This window comes from Achromobacter arsenitoxydans SY8 (assembly GCF_000236785.1).
Lineage (GTDB): Bacteria > Pseudomonadota > Gammaproteobacteria > Burkholderiales > Burkholderiaceae_B > Achromobacter > Achromobacter arsenitoxydans.
In genome coordinates, this window is sequence record NZ_AGUF01000009.1 from 25,815 (window position 1) to 41,048 (window position 15,234).

Consider the following 15,234-nt stretch of genomic DNA (forward strand, 5'->3'; position numbering starts at 1 on the left):
TGTTCCTAAGAGGTTTGACGCTGCTTCAGCAGATTCAGCAGTCCGCCGGCCCGCACCATTTCCAGGAGGAAGCCGGGCACGGTCTCGCAGTGCAATGCATCGGGCGCCCCGCCCCTGCGGCCGATGCGGCCGGCGACGGGGTCCAGCGTGATGCGTTCGCCTTCGGCCAGCGTCTCTGCCTGCGCGCAGGTCAGGAGCAGCAGGCCCACATTGAAGGCGTTGCGGAAGTAAAGGCCGTTGAAGGACGGCGCGATCACGGCCGCCACGCCCAGGCGCACCAGCGCCGCGGCGGCCTGTTCGCGCGACGAACCGATGCCAAAATTGGGCCCGGCCACCAGCACGTCGCCCGGCTGGACCTGCCCGGCGAACTCCGGGCGCACCCGCTGCAGGCAGTGGCGCGCGATTTCGTCGATGCCGAATTTCATGTAGGCGCCCGGGGCCAGGGCGTCCGTGTCGATGTCCGCCCCCACCCGCCAGACGCGGTGCGTTGTGGTCTGATCCGTCATGCCATGAACTCCCGGGGATCGGCGACGCGGCCGGCCACGGCCGACGCCGCGACCGTGTAGGGCGAGGCCAGGTAGACCTGGGCCGTCTCCGAGCCCATGCGCCCCTTGAAGTTGCGCGCGGTGGTGGAAATGACGCTGGCGCCGTCCGGGATGGACCCGCCGTAGCCCGCACAGGCGCCACAGGACGTGGCCAGCACCTGCGCCCCGGCGTCGCGCAGCACCTGCATGACGCCTTCCTGGTCGGCCTGTTCCTGGTCCTGGCGGCTGGCCGGCGCCACCATCAGCCGCATGCCGTCCGCCAGGCGGCGCCCGCGCAGCACGCTGGCCGCGGCGCGCAGGTCTTCCAGCTTGGCGCCGGTGCAGGCGCCGATGTAGGCCACCTGCACCGGCACGTCCCGGTACTGGTCCACGTCGCGCGCATTGGCCGGGCTGTGCGGCGCGGCCACCTGCGGCGCCAGCGCGGCGGCGTCGAAGTCGTGCCATTCGGCGTCCGCATCGGGATCGCCCTGCCAGCGCGCAAGATCCAGTTCCGCGGCGACGCCCGCCTGGCGCAGATAGGCCGCGGTGGTCTCGTCCGGGGCGATCAGGCCCACCTGCGAGCCCAGCTCGGCGCTCATGTTCGACAGCGTCATGCGTTCCTGCATGGACAGCGCGCGCACGGCCTCGCCGCAGAATTCCACCGCCTGGTAGCGTCCGCCGTTCATGCCGTAGCGGCCGATCATGTGCAGCATCATGTCCTTGGCGGTGACGCCGTCGGCCAGCCGGCCGCGCCAGCGCATCATCAGCGTCTTGGGCACCTTGACCCAGATCTGCCCGGTGACGGCCACGCCCAGCATCTCGGTGCTGCCGATGCCGAACATGTAGGCGCCGAACGCGCCGCCGGTGGGCGAATGCGAATCGCCGCCCACGCAGAACATGCCCGGCCGGATGTGGCCGTGCTGCGGCACCACCACGTGACAGATGCCCACGGAGTCGTACACATTGGGCAGTTGCTGATCCGACGCCCAGTCGCGCGCGATGCGCACGATGCGGCGCGATTCGTCGTCGGATTCCGGGACATAGTGGTCGATGACCAGCACCACCTTGGACGGATCCCACAGCGTGGCGCCCAGTTCCTGCAGCATGGGCTGCAGCCGGCGCGGGCCGCTGGAATCGTGGAACATCGCCAAGTCGACCGCACAGGTCACGATTTCGCCCTCGGCCACCGCCTCGCGCCCGCAGGCGGCGGCGATCAGCTTCTGGGCCAGGGTTTGAGGCTGGGTCATGATTACATCCCCAGATAGGCGCGACGGACGTCGTCGCTGGCCATCAGGTCCGCGCAGGCGCCGCTGTAGCGCACCGCGCCGTTCTCCAGCACATAGGCGCGCTGTCCCGCTTCCAGGGACTGGCCCACGTTCTGCTCGACCAGCAGGATCGCCAGCCCGTCGGCATGCAGCCGCCGGATCAGCCCGAACAGTTCTTCCACCATCAGCGGCGACAGGCCCAGAGAAGGCTCGTCCAGGATCAGCAGGCGCGGCTCGGCCATGAGGCCGCGGCCGATCGCCAGCATCTGCTGTTCGCCGCCGGACATGGTGCCGGCAAGCTGCTCCAGGCGTTCGCGCAGCCGCGGAAAGATGTCGAGCACCTTGTCCAGGTTGGCCGCGCGGCGCTCGCGCGCCCGGGTGAAAGAGCCTAGCTCCAGGTTCTCGCGCACGCTCAGGTTGGGGAAGATGCGGCGGCCTTCCGGCACCTGGATCAGGCCGGCCTGCACCACCTGGCGGTAGTGGCGGCCGGTCAGGTCCTGGCCCTCGAAGCGCACCGAGCCGCCCCACGGCCGGTACAGTCCGCACACCGTGTTGTTCAGGGTGGACTTGCCCGCGCCGTTGCTGCCCAGCAGCACCACGATTTCGCCCGCGCCGACCTCCAGGTCGACGCCGCGCAGTACTTCCATGCGCCCGTAGCCCGCCCGCAGGCCCTTGACCTCCAGCAGCGCGCTCATGCCCGCGCTCCCTGGGCGGCCAGGCGGGCCGCCGCGCCGTGGCCCAGGTAGGCCTCGACCACCTGCGGGTCGCGCGTGACTTCGCCGGGCGTGCCCGATGCGATCAAGCGCCCCTGCGCCAGCACCCACACGTGCTCGGCCAGGCTCATCACGGCCCGCATCACGTGTTCGATCATCAGTACGGTGACGCCATCGTCCACCAGCTTTTTCACCACCGGAATCATCTCGTCGATCTCACTGGGGTTGAGCCCCGCCAGCACCTCGTCCAGCAGCAGCAGGCGCGGCCGCGTCGCCAGCGCGCGCGCCAGTTCCAGGCGCTTGCGCCCGGCCACGGTCAGGTCCGCCGCCGGCTTGTCCAGCGAGGCCTGCAGGTTGACGCGCGCGGCCACGGCCTCGGCGGCGGCCAGCGCCTCTTCCCGGTCCGCAATGCGCAGATGCGCACCCACGGCGATGTTCTGGCGCACCGTCTGCGCGCCGAAAGGCTGCACGATCTGGAAAGTGCGGGTCAGGCCGAGGCGCGCGGATTCGTGCGGCGCGCGGCCGGTAATGTCCTGGCCGGCGAATTGCACGGAACCGGATCCGGGCTTGAGAAAGCCGGACAGCAGCCCGAACAGCGTCGTCTTGCCGGCGCCGTTGGGGCCGACCAGCGCGGTCAGGGAACCTTGCGGCACGTCCAGGCTGACGTCCTGCACGGCCTTCAGGCCGCCGAAGGTGATGGACAGATTGCGCGCTTGCAGCAGGATGTCAGACACGGGCGCGCTCCTTGATGCCGAACAGGCGGCCCAGCGCCTGGCCGGAACCGGTGATGCCTCGCGGCAGGAACATGACGATCACGATCAGCACCATGCCGTAGATCACCATGCTGATGCCCGGCAGCTCTCCGAACAGGTTGCGGGTCAGGTCGGCCAGCGCATGCAGCGTCACCGCGCCCAGCAGCGGCCCCCACAGGGTGCCCATGCCGCCGACGATGGCGCCCACCAGGGCCTCCACCGACACGGCCGAACCGAAAGCGATGCCCGGATCAATGTATTGGAAGACCTGCACGTAGAAGGCCCCGGCCGCGCTCATGAAGGCCGCGGACAGCGCAATGCCGCCCAGCTTCACGCGCAGCGGGTTCACGCCGATGGCGCGCGCCGCGTCTTCGTTGTCGCGCACCGCCTGCAGATAGGCGCCGAAGCGCGAATGGCGCAGCCAGGCGGTCACCAGCAGGGCCAGCAACACGAAGCCCAGCAGCAGGTAGATGTAGCCGCGGCGCGAGCCGAACTGCATGTTGGCCACGCCCTCTTGCAGCGGCACCATCAGCCCCACCCCGCCGCCCGTAAAGGACACGGACAGCGCCAGGATGCGGAACACTTCGGCGAAGGCCAGCGTGACCAGCGCGAAGTACGAGCCCTTGAGCCCGTAGCGGAAGGTCAGCGCGCCCACCCCCACGCCGGCCAGCGCGCCCAGGGCGATGGCCATGGGCAGCACCGCCCACGGATTCATGCCCAGGTTCAACTGGCCCAGCGCCTGCGCGTAGGCGCCCACGCCGAAGAACAGCGCATGCCCGAAAGAAAGTTGGCCGCCGTATCCGCCGAGGATGTTCCAGGCCTGCGACAGCAGGGCCGCGTACAGCGACATCATCGCGAAGGTCAGCAGCACGCCCGACTGGACGAACGCGGCGAAGGCGGCCAGGGCCACGCCGAACAGCGCGATTGCGCAAAGATCCCTTTTCATGCTCAGCCCCTCGCCCCGAACAGCCCCTGCGGGCGAAACAGCAGCACCGCGATGAAGATCGCGAAAATGCCCATCTGGCCCAGCGAGTCGCCCAGGAACAGGCCCCCGATGGACTCCACCACGCCGATCAGCAGTCCGCCCGCCAGCGCCCCCACAAAGCTGCCCATGCCGCCCAGCACCACGATGGTGAAGGCCACCAGCACGAAGCCGCTGCCCACCTGCGGATTGACGTAATAGGCGGGCAGCAGGAAGCAGGCCGCCGCGCCCAGGCAGGCCATGCCGATGCCGAAGGAAAGGGCGTAGACCTTTTCGACGTCGATGCCCATGAGCTTGGCGCCCTGCTTTTCGCGCGCCACCGCCCGGATTGCGCGGCCCAGGTCGGTGCTGCGGATGATCCAGAACAGCACGGCCGCCACGGCCAATGCGCCGCAGAACGCGATGACCTTGGGCAGCGCGATCATGGCGGGTCCGATTTCCACCGTGGACAGGGTGTAGGCGGTGTCGATGCTGCGCGTGTCCGACTTGAACCAGACCAGGGCCAGGTTCTCCAGCACGATCGCCAGGCCCAGCGTCACCAGCAGGATGTTCTCGTCCTTGCCGTGGCTGGCGCGGTTGATGACGAACCGCTGCAGCGCATAGCCCAGCGCGAACATCCCCGGCACCACCAGCGGCAAGGCGGCGTAGGGGTCGATTCCCAGCCGGTCCTTGAGCAGATAGACGGCGTACAGCGCCACCATGAGCGCCGCCCCATGGGCGAAGTTGATGATGTGCAGCACCCCGTAGATCAGGGTCAGGCCCAGGGCGATGAGCGCGTACACCGCGCCCGTCGTCAGGCCGTTCAGCACCGAGGAAAAGAGGATGGCGGGATCCAGCATGCGTCTGCTCAGGCCTTCAGCGGAAAGACGGCGTCGGCCTGGCGGTAGTCCGCCGGGAAGATCACCTTGATGTCGCCGCCGATCACCTGCGTCAGCAGGGGCTGGGCGCCGGTGTTCTGGCCGTTGACGAACTTGGTCGGGCCATAGGGCATCACGTTGTCCTGGAAGGTGCTGGCGGCCAGGGCGTCGATGATCGCGGCGCGGTCCGCGGACTTGGCGCGTTCCAGCGCGTCGGCCAGCAGCAGCATCGAGGTGTAGGTCATGAAGACCTCGTAGCTGAAGTACGCGCCCTTCTCTTCCACGCGGGCCTTCAGGGGCGCCACGCGCGCGTCCTTGGGGTTGAACCAGTGGTTGCAGTCGATGATGCCGTTGGCGATGTCCGGGAATTCCTTCAGGAACTTGTAGCTGGACGCCGCGCCGCCCAGGACCGAGTAGATGGCCTTGGGCTGCACCTTCTGCTGCTTCATGGCGCGCAGCAGCAGGGCGTATTCGTTGTAGTAGTTGGCCGGGATCACGATGTCGGGATTCACCGACTTCATGCGCAGCACGATGTTGTTGAAGTCGCGGGTGGGATTGGGGTGCTTGACCACTTCCTTCACTTCGAAGCCGTGCTCGGGCAGCGACTTGGACAGCAGCGCCGCCGTGCCCGTGCCGAACAGCGAGTCCTCGTGCACGATCATCACGGTCTTGGCAGGCTTGCCGGCCGCGGCGTTCAGGGCCGCCAGGTCCAGGATCGCGCGTTCGCTACAGGCGCGGTAGCCCGGGCCGAAACGGAAGGTGTTCTTCAGGCCGCGCTCGACGATCTGGTCGGCCACGCCCACGTCCACCACGTGCGGCAGGTTGTACTTGGCCGCGGTCTGTGTCGTGGCCAGGCAGATCGCCGACGCGTAGGCGCCCACGATGGCCGCCACGCCCGCCTCGTTCATCTTTTCCACTTCCGCCGAGCCGGCTTCCGGGCGCGACTGCGCATCGCCCAGCACGGCCTGCAGCGGCGCGCCGCCCAGCGACTTGATGCCGCCGGCCTTGTTGATGTCTTCGATGGCCAGCAGCGCGCCCAGGCGGCATTGCTGGCCCGAATAGGCCAGCGCCCCGGTCACGGGATGCAGCACCCCGACCTTGATGGGCGCGGCGCCCTGGGAGCGGGCCACCCACGGCGCGGAAACCAGGGCGGCTGCGGCGGCGGATTGATAGAGGAAAGTGCGGCGCGAATTCATGGGTGTTCTCTCCGGAGGGTTCAATGAAATTGGGCCGACAGCTCTTCGCTGACCCAGACCTTGGCGTCGATGCTGCCGACGCGCGATAGCTGCAACTGATATTGGTAGCGGTCGGGCCGGTACAGGCCCTGCAGCAACTGAACGGGCCGGTCGTCGACGTCGCGCACCAGGCGCGTCACCGCCAGCAGCGCCGACCCCACTGCGACGTCCAGGTGGCGCGCCACCTGCGCATCGGCCAGGCGCGCCGAAATGGTTTGCGTGGCGCCGCCGAACTCCACGCCGGCCGCTTCCAGCAGCATCAGCAGCGGCTCGCGTTCGAGGTCTTCACGCGTGAAATCGGCCACGGATTGCGGCACGTAGGTGGTGATGTGGGAAAGCGGCCCGGCCTCGGTGCTGCGCACGCGCAGGCTCTTGTGGACGGGCGTGCCGGACGGGATGCGCAACGCTTCGGCCACGGCCGGCGGCGCGAACACGAGCGTGCTGTCCAGCACCTGCACTGACGTGCGCAGGCCCATGTTGACGATGTTCTCAAGCAGGCCGGTCAGGTGGGCCTTCTGCTGGGCGGTGGGTGCGGGCGCCGCGGGCGTGCCGGGCGCGCCGCGCAAGGGCCAGGTGCCCAGCCCGGGGCGGCGCGACACCAGGCCATCGGCCACCAGCATTTCCATCGCCTTGCGGATGGTGATGCGGGCCACGTCGAACTGGTCCGCCAGCGCGTGTTCGCCGGGCACGCCGTCCTGGTCGAAGCGCCCCTCCTGCAGCTGCTCGCGCAGGACGAGGTAGATCTGGTGGTATTTCGGAAGTGGTAATGAGGTTCCCATGACGGGAACTCTAGGGGGTGTCCTAATGTACCGTCAATGGAACAAATGGCGTAGCGGGTTGTTCTATCGGGAAAACACCGACTCGATCCGATTGCGTCCCCGCTGCTTCGCGTAATACAGCGCGCGGTCGCTGCGGCTGAGCGCCAGCTCCGCGTCTTCGTCCATCGTGTGCAGGGCGGAAATGCCGATGCTGACCGTCAGCGGAATATGCCGGCCGTCGTTCAAATACGGCGTATCCGCGATGCGGCGCTGCATGTTCCGGGCGAAGACGTGCGCCCGCTCGATGTCCGTATCGGGCAGCACGACCGCGAACTCCTCGCCGCCGATACGCCCCACCAGGTCGACCTCGCGCAGCTGCGCGCGCAGCATCTTGGCAAAATGCTGCAGCACACCATCGCCGATGGCGTGGCCCCAGGTGTCGTTGATGTGCTTGAAATGGTCCAGGTCGCACATCAGCACGGCCGAACTGCGGCCGCCGTGCCCCTTGATCCGCGTGAGTTCCGCGGCGATGCGCGACATGAAATGGCGGCGGTTGGGCAAGGTGGTCAGGGCGTCGGTGGCGGCCAGCTCGCGCAGTTCCAGTTCTGCGCACTTGCGGTCGGTGATGTCGGTGACGAAGCCGTGCCAGACTACCCCGCTTTCGGCATCGCGCCGCGGGCTGGCGTCGCCCTGGCGCCAGCGCACGCCCTGCAGGGGCAGGCAGACTCGGAATTCCAGGTGCCACGGCGTCTGCGCCGCCGCTGCCGCCTGCAGGGATGCGCGGTAGATGGGCAGGTCGTCGGGATGGATGCGCTGTTCGATGGCGACGGTGCTGCCGCGCACGTCGTCGGCGGTGAGTTCGAACATGTCCCAGATGCCTGCGCTGACGTACGAGAACCACGACCCGCCCTCGGGCACTGGACGGCACTGGAAGACCAGGCCGGGCACGGCGTCCGTCAGATTCACGACGAGGTCCGCCGTGCGCTGCAGCCGTTCCGACATGGCGCGTACCGCGCTGATGTCGGTGGTGGTGCCCATCATGCGCAGCGCCCTGCCCGCTTCGTCGCGGCTGACGACCTTGCCGCGGCTGCATATCCACTTGTAGCTGCCGTCCTTGCAGCGGATGCGGTGCTCGACTTCGTAGCTTTCCGTCTTGCCGTCGAAATGGTCCTGCATGGCCGCGCGCACGTACTCCAGGTCGTCTGGATGCAGGCGGGTGTAGGCGTCTTCGATGCGCGTGGTGAGCTCGGATTCGCCGTAGCCCAACAGGGCCTTCCAGCCAGGGGAATAGGTGATTTCGCCCGTCACCACGTTGCGATCCCAGACGCCGGTGCCGCTGCCCGCAATGGCAAGCGACAGCTTGCGGGCCTCGTCGCGCCAGGTGTCTTCATCGGCCCGCTCGCAGGCCAGCGCGTGGCGTTTTTCGACTGCCGTGGCCGCCAGGCTGGCCAGATCCTGCAGCGCCAGGCGGTCTTCATCGGTAAAGTCGCGCGGCTGCCCGTGCAAGAGACGCACGGCGCCCAACTGGCGGCCGTCGGCGGCATGCACGGGACATTCAAGAGAAAAGGGAAATTCGGCGTCCGAAGGCGGCGAACCCGCCGCCGCCTGCCATACGCCGTCTGCGTCGGTGCAGGCCACCAGCGCCATGTCCACGCCGAACAGCCGCCGGGCCAGACGCGCCAGCCTGTCCAGCGGGCCGTCCGGTTCGGGCTGCACGCCTCCCCCGTCATCGCCTGACAGTGGGGTTAGGGAGACATCACCAAGAGCGCGCATTCCAGGACCTGAGCAATACAAAATTCATCGGGTGCCGACAAGCTGAGTCTGGCTGACATTCTGTCACGTTCCGCACCAAAATAGCAGCATTTCGGAAGATATGATCGCAGCCCTATGAGCCCCCCTATTCCCGTCACATGCGCGTGGTTGCGACCCCGTTTGTTGCATCTGTTCTTGCTCTTTTGGCTTGCCGCCGCAGCGTTGCTGGCCCCGCAGGCCGATGCGGCCGGCGAACGCGCTTTCGACCGCCACGCCGAAAACCAGCGCTACCGGCAATGGCTGGACACATTCAGGCAGGACCTCGGGCGCCTGCGCAACATTCCGCCGCCCCGGGCCGCGGACCTGGACGCCCACTTCGCCAACTCCATCGTGCCGGGCTCGCGGGCTGCGAAATTAATGAAAGAACTGGCCGCAGCCAGTCCGGGCGGCGTCTCGGGCGAAATCCGCTTTGCGGGCATCCAGCGCATTTTCCTGGGCGTCCTGGCCGACTCCGTCGTGGCCGGCGACGGCGGGATATTCCCTGAGACGCAGCCGGCCTTCCAGCAGACCGCATTGCGCGTGCGCTACATGCACGTGGATGGCGGCGGCCGGGCGGAACGCTATTTCAGCGATCCCGAGACCTTCAAACCCTACCGGCTGCCAGAGCCGGGCGTCTTTGCGCGCGACGCCTATCCCTTCCTGCTGTTCGAGGAGCGCGACGGCAAGCTGCGCCTGGGCGGCGTGTCCAAGGAGTTCTGGGATCTGGTGACGTTCATGGACGCGCTGCAGCATGCGTAATCGCTTGCGCCTGGCTGCGGCGGCGCTGGCGGCCGCCCTGTATGCCGCCCCCGCGATGTCCGCCTGCGGCCCGGCCGACGCGGGTTTTCCGGCATCCGGCGCGCTGACGGCCGTGCCCGTCAGCGTCGATCTGGCGCAAGAACGCGTCCTGCTTGGCCACAACGGCGAGCGCGTCGCCACGCATCCCCTGCCCGTCTCGCTGCCCGATGCCCGTGACCCTTTGCCGCGCACCTGGATGGACAAGGTGGACTGGTCGGCCTATCGCGTCGACGGCGGGCAGGCCAGCGCGGCCACCCTGCTGCTTTTCGATGCGGACGGCCGGCTGTGCCGGGTAGAACGCCGTGACAGGCCCCGGCGCGGCCCTCCCCTTGTATCCGGCGGCTATGCATTCGAATACGACGCCGCCGGCGTACTGCTTCGCGTCGCGGAGTATGAGGCGGCGGCGGACAACGCATTGACCATCAGCGGCCAAGTCTGCCTGAAACGCGATGCGCAAGGCGCGCTGGAAGCATTCATTGCCGGCCGTTGCGGCGACACCGGCGCGGTCGCGAGCCGCCGCTACGTCCGCAACGCGGCGGGCGCGCTGTTGCGGGTCATCGACGCCGCCGGACAGGGTGCGCCGGTTGCCGTTCAGACCTTCGATGAACAGGGCCGGCCCAGGCAGCGCTATGTGCGCCAGCACGCCCGGGGCGCGGCGCCGGACGCGGACGGCGGCCTTAGCGCCTATGCGCAGCCTGCGTCCACGCGGGACCGCCTGTTCGTGCTGGAACGCGACGGACTATCCCGGCTGTCGACGGAAGTGCCGGGCAACGAATGGCGCATCGTGCGCATCAAGGACGGTGTGCCGATCGACGATGAAGACATGCAATCGTGGGATCCGCGCGCCCAGACCGTGCTGGCCGAGGGCGTGACGGGTTCCGAGGGCCAGTCGCCGCTTGCGTCCCAGGACCAAACCCGCGTCTGGAACGCCATGCGGGACCATCCCGGCCGGGTCTTCTGGTATGTCGACCCGATGAGCCGGTTGCTGCTGACGCCCGCCATGGCCCCTGCCGCGTGGCGGGCCTGCACGGACCCGGGAAATCTGGCGGGCGATGCTTGCGGGTGACCCCCTCAGGCCGTCCTGGGCCGCGTATCCACCGCCAGGCACAGCAGCGCCGTCAGCAGGGCCAGGCCCACGTGCCCCAGGTAGATCGGCGAAAAATCGGCGTGGCTGGCCGCGCCATGACCCAGCAGCAGCACAGTGACCGCCACGCCCAGCACCCCGCCAATCTGGCGCGTCGCCTGGTTGACCGCGCTGCCCACCGCGTAATGCTGCGCCGGCAGCCGGTTCACCGCCGCGCCGGATAGCGACGGCAGCACCATGCCCACCCCGATGCCGCTGAGCAGCAGGCCCGGCAGCCATTCGCGCAGATAGGCGGGCTCTGCGCCCGGCATCAGCAGAAACCACAGCCCGCTGGCCGCGTAGATCAGCGCGCCGCCCACCAGGAACGGCCGATGCCCCATCCGCGCGGCCAGGCGGCCGGTGATGATCGCGGTCGGCACCACCAGCAGCGGCCCGGGCGTGACCGCCAGCCCCGCGCGCGGCAGGCTGTAGTGCCATACGCCCGTCATGTAAAAAAAGAAGGCGAAGAACATCATCGCGAACGCGATGCCGAAACTGAAAGTGGCCAGGTTCACGTAGCGGTAGGTCCGATTCCGGAACAGCGCCAGGTCGACCAGCGGCTGTGGCGTGGCGCGCGCCCACGCCACGAAAGCGATCAGCGCGATCACGCCCACGGCGGCGGCGACGGCCAGTTCGCCGCGCCGCCACGCCGGCGATTCCGACTGCACGATGGCCAGGGCCAGCGCGCCGACGCCCACCATCAGCAGCGCCATGCCCACGCCGTCCACCCTGCGCCGGGCGTCCGCCTTCACCGATTCCTTCAGCAGGCTGGCGCCGAACCACAGCGACACCGCGCCCAGCGGCAGATTGATGTAGAACGCCCACGGCCAGCCCGCTATGTCCACCACGAAAGCCCCCAGGCTGGGCCCGACGGCAGCCGCCAGGCCGCCCACCGCCCCCCACAGGCTGACCGCCACCGCCCGCTGCGACGCCGGAAACGCCGCCAGCACGATCGACAGCGAAGCCGGCGTCAGCAAAGCCGCGCCGACCGCCTGCAGCACGCGTGCGGCAATCAGCCATTGCTCTGTCGCGGCCAGGCCGCAGGCGGCCGACGCCGCCAGGAACAGCAGCACGCCGCCCAGGAACATGCGCTTGCGGCCGTGCGTATCGGCCAGTCCGCCCGACGGGATCAGCATGGCGGCGTAGACCACCGTGTAGGCGTTGAGCACCCACGACATGTCCGCGGCGGACGCCCCGGGAAAGCCTGCCCGCAGCGCGCCGAACGCCGCGTACAGCATGGTGCTGTCCAGCGAGACCAGAAACACGGCGATGCTGGCGATCCAGAACACCGGCCAGGGCGACCCGGCGGCCTGCTCGGGATGCTGGCCGGCGGCGGGCGCGGCCGGAACGGTAGTGGTGGCGGTCGATTGCATGATGGCGCGATCCCCTGGCTTACAGATAGACCGCCGGGCTGGCGGACAGGCCCTGCTTGACCTGGCGCGTCTGCGCGTCGGCCAGCACTTCAGACTCGCCGGCTTCCAGCGCGTCGTACGCCTGGCTCACGATGGCCTGCGGCGTGGACTTGGGCGCGTCGATGCCCTTGGTCAAGTCGGTATCGACAAAGCCCATGTGCAGGCCGAGCACCTGCGTCTTCTGCGCGCGCAGCTCCTGGCGCAGCCCGTTCGTCAGCGCCCAGGCGGCGGACTTGCTCATGGCGTACACGCCCAGCAGCGGCCCATTGATCCAGCTGGCGATCGACAGCACGTTCAGCACCGCCCCGCCGCCGTTCGCAGCCAGCACCGGCGCAAACGCCTTCGATACCGCCAGCGGCCCGAACAGGTTGACCTCCAGGTGGCGGCGGGCCGATTCGATGCTGTCCGGGGCCAGGAACCCGCCCGTATCGGCGATGCCCGCGTTGTTGATGACCAGCGTCACGTCCGAAGCCAGCGCGGCGGCGGCTGCGACGTCCTGCGCGCTGGTCACGTCCAGCTTCAGGGGCTGAACGCCCGCCAGCGTGATGCCGGACGGGTCGCGCGCGGCGGCATAGACCTTGCGGGCGCCGCGGGCCAGCGCCTCGCGGGCAAAGGCCAGGCCCAGGCCGCGGTTGGCGCCGGTGATGAGGACAACGGCATTCTTGAGTTCCATGATGGTGTTCCTTGTCGTAACGGTTATGCGGCGGATACGCCTGCGTCGGTGGAGTCAAAATATGATGTTCATCATATTTAGGTGCGGCAAAAGGGCCGCGCAAGGCGGCCCGGAAAAAAGTCAGTGGGTGGCGCTGTCGCCCTTGTCGTCGTACTGATCCAGGATCGCCTGGCGGGCGGATGCCAGCACGGCGCGCCCCTGGTCGTTGTCGCCCAGCGCGCGGGCCAGCTGCAAAGCGCCGACCAGCGTGCTGGTCACCGCCGCCGCGGCGTGGTCGCCCGCGCCGGCCGGCAGCACGCGCTGCACGCCTTCCATCAGGCGTTGCACCCGGCTGGCAGCGGCTTCGCGCAAGGGCCCGGTCTGGCGGGGGATTTCCGACGCCACGGCGGACACCGGGCAGCCGCCCTCGCAGCCGACCAGATGCGCCTCGCTGAGGTAGGTGTCCACCCAGGCGCGCAACGGGCTGGCGCCTTCAGCGCGGCGGCGCGCCATGCCCTGGGACAGCCGGGCGGCGCCGTCCTGCCCGGCGCGGTCCATGGCGGCCGCCAGCAGCGCGTCGCGCGACGGGAAGTGGGCATAGAAGCCGCCGTGCGTCAGGCCGGCTTCCTTCATGACGTCCGCGACCCCCACGCCCGCCACCCCGACGCGGCGGATCGCGCGCGACGCGGCATCGACGATGCGTTCGTGGGACAGTTCCTTGCGGCGGGAGGCGGGCATGATCGCGGCACCTAAAATATGATGATCGTCATATTAGATCCGCGATTATCCGGAATGCAAGCCCCGGCCCCAAATTACGTTAAACGGCAGTCTTTCAGCGCCAGGCTTCCGGCTCGACGCTGACCTCGCCCTTCTCCGCCGAGAAATACACGATGCCGTCCGAGATGTTGGCGTTCAGCTGCATGGTGCGCTCGGCCAGATTGCCCAGCGCCCGCGTCTGCTCGGCCGGCAGGTTGATCACCTTCAGGTTGCGCGTGCGCTCCAGCTTGTTGCGCACGCCATCCCACCAGATCTTGCTGGCGGAGCCGCCGTAGCAATAAACGATGACCTCTTCAGCGCGCCCGCAGGCGCGCAGGATGCGGCGCTCTTCGGGCTGGCCCACCTCGATCCACAGCTTGACTGCGCCGGTCAGGTCCTTGACCCACAGATCCGGCTCGTCCGTATCGCTCAGCCCCTTGGTGAACGACAGCTCTTCCTGCGCGTGCAGGGCGAAGGCCAGCAGGCGCACCATCATGCGCTCGTCCGTTTCCGAGGGATGGCGGGCAACCGTCAACCCGTGGCTGCCGTAATAGTGGCGGTCGGTATCGGCGACGTTGAGTTCGGCCTTGTAGATAGTGGCGCGCAGGGCCATGGCGGGATCCGTTGAAAAAAGCGAATTGCGTGAAGCCCGCCATGATAACCGCCCGGCGCAGCGCTACACTTCCCGGCGCCGCATCGCCAACGTCAACGCAGCCCTCATTCCCCGCCCCGCCATGACCGCCACTGCCGCCCTGCTCGCCTTCACCCTGGCCGCCGCCATCCTGACCATCACCCCCGGCCTGGACACCGCCCTGGTGCTGCGCACCGCCGCCGTCGAAGGCGGACGCCGCGCCCTCATGGCCGGCCTGGGCATCTGCGCCGGCTGCCTGGTCTGGGGCGCACTGGCCGCGCTGGGCCTGGGCTCGCTGCTGGCCGTGTCCACCCTGGCCTACGACACCCTGCGCATCTGCGCCGCCGCCTATCTGTTCTACCTGGGCGCCAAGCTGCTGTGGCGCACCTTTCCGCGCCGCAAAGCCGCCGCCGGCGCGCTCCAGTCCGAAATCCAGTCCAAAGCCGGACCCGAAACCCGGTCCCAACCCGCCCCGGCCACCACCAGCGCCGCCGGCTGGTTCCTGCGCGGCTGCCTGACCAACGCGCTGAATCCGAAGGTCGGCGTCTTCTACATCACCTTTCTTCCGCAATTCATCCCGGCCGGCGCCGACGTGCTGCGCTTCAGCCTGCTCCTGGCCACGATCCACGCCGTCCTGGGCGTGCTGTGGTTCGCACTACTGGTCGCCGCCACGCGCCCCCTGACCCGCTGGCTGTCGCGCCCTGCCGTCATGCGCGGACTGGACCGGATGACCGGCGCCGTGTTCATTGCATTTGGGTTGAGGCTGGCGCTGGAGAAACGCTAGGCAATAGGGCGCAAAAACGCCAGCACACCGCCCGCCCCGCCAACCCCGGCCAGCAATCCATGTAGCGGTTGGCGGCGGGGCGGGGGTGAGCGAGGGGCGTTCGATGCGCCCGAGGGAATCCGTAGGCAGCCGCCGCAGGCGGCAACGAGGATGACGCAGGGGCAGTCCGGAGCGAAGGCTCCGGACCGCAATCGTTGCCCC

General features: G+C 68.7%; 16 protein-coding genes. 3 read left to right on the forward strand and 13 right to left on the reverse strand.

The window, feature by feature from the left end; all coding sequences use genetic code 11:
• Positions 1-5: 5 nt before the first annotated feature.
• From KYC_RS01790 to KYC_RS01830, 9 genes are all read right to left on the reverse strand, one after another.
• Positions 6-506, reverse strand: coding sequence for a LeuD/DmdB family oxidoreductase small subunit (locus KYC_RS01790; RefSeq protein WP_008158235.1), 501 nt, complete (start codon positions 504-506; stop codon positions 6-8).
• Positions 503-1,771: a 3-isopropylmalate dehydratase large subunit gene (locus KYC_RS01795; protein WP_008158236.1), complete on the reverse strand. Its 1,269-nt coding sequence runs from the start codon at positions 1,769-1,771 to the stop codon at positions 503-505. Before KYC_RS01795 ends, KYC_RS01790 begins: the two co-directional genes overlap by 4 nt.
• Before the next feature lie 2 nt (positions 1,772-1,773).
• Positions 1,774-2,484 (reverse strand): ABC transporter ATP-binding protein, encoded by a 711-nt coding sequence (locus KYC_RS01800; protein WP_008158237.1) that lies wholly within the window; start codon positions 2,482-2,484, stop codon positions 1,774-1,776.
• Positions 2,481-3,236, reverse strand: coding sequence for an ABC transporter ATP-binding protein (locus KYC_RS01805; protein WP_008158238.1), 756 nt, complete (start codon positions 3,234-3,236; stop codon positions 2,481-2,483). The genes KYC_RS01800 and KYC_RS01805 overlap by 4 nt, the downstream gene beginning before the upstream one ends.
• Entirely contained in the window at positions 3,229-4,200 is a 972-nt protein-coding gene (locus tag KYC_RS01810; RefSeq protein ID WP_008158240.1) for a branched-chain amino acid ABC transporter permease, read from the reverse strand. The genes KYC_RS01805 and KYC_RS01810 overlap by 8 nt, the downstream gene beginning before the upstream one ends.
• 2 nt (positions 4,201-4,202) lie before the next feature.
• Positions 4,203-5,075 carry a branched-chain amino acid ABC transporter permease gene (locus KYC_RS01815; protein WP_008158241.1) on the reverse strand — a complete coding sequence of 291 codons (873 nt, stop codon included), beginning with the start codon at positions 5,073-5,075 and terminating at the stop codon, positions 4,203-4,205.
• 8 nt (positions 5,076-5,083) lie between these two features.
• Positions 5,084-6,289 carry an ABC transporter substrate-binding protein gene (locus tag KYC_RS01820; RefSeq protein ID WP_008158243.1) on the reverse strand — a complete coding sequence of 402 codons (1,206 nt, stop codon included), beginning with the start codon at positions 6,287-6,289 and terminating at the stop codon, positions 5,084-5,086.
• A gap of 20 nt (positions 6,290-6,309) precedes the next feature.
• Complete coding sequence (locus KYC_RS01825) at positions 6,310-7,107, reverse strand: GntR family transcriptional regulator (RefSeq protein WP_008158245.1); 798 nt, start codon at positions 7,105-7,107, stop codon at positions 6,310-6,312.
• A 63-nt stretch (positions 7,108-7,170) separates the two neighbouring features.
• Complete coding sequence (locus KYC_RS01830) at positions 7,171-8,802, reverse strand: sensor domain-containing diguanylate cyclase (protein ID WP_008158246.1); 1,632 nt, start codon at positions 8,800-8,802, stop codon at positions 7,171-7,173.
• A gap of 231 nt (positions 8,803-9,033) precedes the next feature.
• On the opposite strand from KYC_RS01830, the gene KYC_RS01835 reads away from it, so the two are divergent.
• Together KYC_RS01835 and KYC_RS01840 are read left to right on the forward strand one after the other, a co-directional pair.
• On the forward strand, positions 9,034-9,636 hold the full coding sequence (locus KYC_RS01835) for a cytochrome P450 (RefSeq protein ID WP_238531875.1): 603 nt from the start codon (positions 9,034-9,036) through the stop codon (positions 9,634-9,636).
• Positions 9,629-10,741: a hypothetical protein gene (locus KYC_RS01840; RefSeq protein WP_043517306.1), complete on the forward strand. Its 1,113-nt coding sequence runs from the start codon at positions 9,629-9,631 to the stop codon at positions 10,739-10,741. Before KYC_RS01835 ends, KYC_RS01840 begins: the two co-directional genes overlap by 8 nt.
• Before the next feature lie 5 nt (positions 10,742-10,746).
• On the opposite strand, the gene KYC_RS01845 is transcribed toward KYC_RS01840, so the two are convergent.
• The 4 genes from KYC_RS01845 to KYC_RS01860 form a co-directional block, all read right to left on the reverse strand.
• The gene (locus KYC_RS01845) at positions 10,747-12,171 is read right to left on the reverse strand and encodes an MFS transporter (RefSeq protein ID WP_008158253.1); all 1,425 of its coding nucleotides are present in this window, start codon (positions 12,169-12,171) and stop codon (positions 10,747-10,749) included.
• A 19-nt stretch (positions 12,172-12,190) separates the two neighbouring features.
• Positions 12,191-12,883, reverse strand: a complete 693-nt coding sequence (locus tag KYC_RS01850; protein WP_008158255.1) for an SDR family oxidoreductase — start codon at positions 12,881-12,883, stop codon at positions 12,191-12,193.
• A gap of 120 nt (positions 12,884-13,003) precedes the next feature.
• Positions 13,004-13,600 carry a TetR/AcrR family transcriptional regulator gene (locus KYC_RS01855; protein WP_008158256.1) on the reverse strand — a complete coding sequence of 199 codons (597 nt, stop codon included), beginning with the start codon at positions 13,598-13,600 and terminating at the stop codon, positions 13,004-13,006.
• A gap of 94 nt (positions 13,601-13,694) precedes the next feature.
• On the reverse strand, positions 13,695-14,231 hold the full coding sequence (locus tag KYC_RS01860) for a YaeQ family protein (RefSeq protein ID WP_008158258.1): 537 nt from the start codon (positions 14,229-14,231) through the stop codon (positions 13,695-13,697).
• Positions 14,232-14,352: 121 nt separating this feature from the next.
• Between KYC_RS01860 and KYC_RS01865 the strand changes: the two genes are divergently transcribed.
• Entirely contained in the window at positions 14,353-15,033 is a 681-nt protein-coding gene (locus KYC_RS01865) for a LysE family translocator (RefSeq protein ID WP_043517309.1), read from the forward strand.
• Positions 15,034-15,234 lie beyond the last annotated feature (201 nt).

What these genes read in the sequence shown, in the direction of transcription:
- KYC_RS01860 (WP_008158258.1), bottom strand. Translation starts at nt 14,231, where the DNA reads ATGGCCCTGCGCGCCACTATCTACAAGGCCGAACTCAACGTCGCCGAT.
- KYC_RS01855 (WP_008158256.1), bottom strand. Translation starts at nt 13,600, where the DNA reads ATGCCCGCCTCCCGCCGCAAGGAACTGTCCCACGAACGCATCGTCGAT.
- KYC_RS01790 (WP_008158235.1), bottom strand. Translation starts at nt 506, where the DNA reads ATGACGGATCAGACCACAACGCACCGCGTCTGGCGGGTGGGGGCGGAC.
- KYC_RS01800 (WP_008158237.1), bottom strand. Translation starts at nt 2,484, where the DNA reads ATGAGCGCGCTGCTGGAGGTCAAGGGCCTGCGGGCGGGCTACGGGCGC.
- KYC_RS01840 (WP_043517306.1), top strand. Translation starts at nt 9,629, where the DNA reads ATGCGTAATCGCTTGCGCCTGGCTGCGGCGGCGCTGGCGGCCGCCCTG.
- KYC_RS01815 (WP_008158241.1), bottom strand. Translation starts at nt 5,075, where the DNA reads ATGCTGGATCCCGCCATCCTCTTTTCCTCGGTGCTGAACGGCCTGACG.
- KYC_RS01825 (WP_008158245.1), bottom strand. Translation starts at nt 7,107, where the DNA reads ATGGGAACCTCATTACCACTTCCGAAATACCACCAGATCTACCTCGTC.
- KYC_RS01795 (WP_008158236.1), bottom strand. Translation starts at nt 1,771, where the DNA reads ATGACCCAGCCTCAAACCCTGGCCCAGAAGCTGATCGCCGCCGCCTGC.
- KYC_RS01865 (WP_043517309.1), top strand. Translation starts at nt 14,353, where the DNA reads ATGACCGCCACTGCCGCCCTGCTCGCCTTCACCCTGGCCGCCGCCATC.
- KYC_RS01850 (WP_008158255.1), bottom strand. Translation starts at nt 12,883, where the DNA reads ATGGAACTCAAGAATGCCGTTGTCCTCATCACCGGCGCCAACCGCGGC.
- KYC_RS01845 (WP_008158253.1), bottom strand. Translation starts at nt 12,171, where the DNA reads ATGCAATCGACCGCCACCACTACCGTTCCGGCCGCGCCCGCCGCCGGC.
- KYC_RS01820 (WP_008158243.1), bottom strand. Translation starts at nt 6,289, where the DNA reads ATGAATTCGCGCCGCACTTTCCTCTATCAATCCGCCGCCGCAGCCGCC.
- KYC_RS01810 (WP_008158240.1), bottom strand. Translation starts at nt 4,200, where the DNA reads ATGAAAAGGGATCTTTGCGCAATCGCGCTGTTCGGCGTGGCCCTGGCC.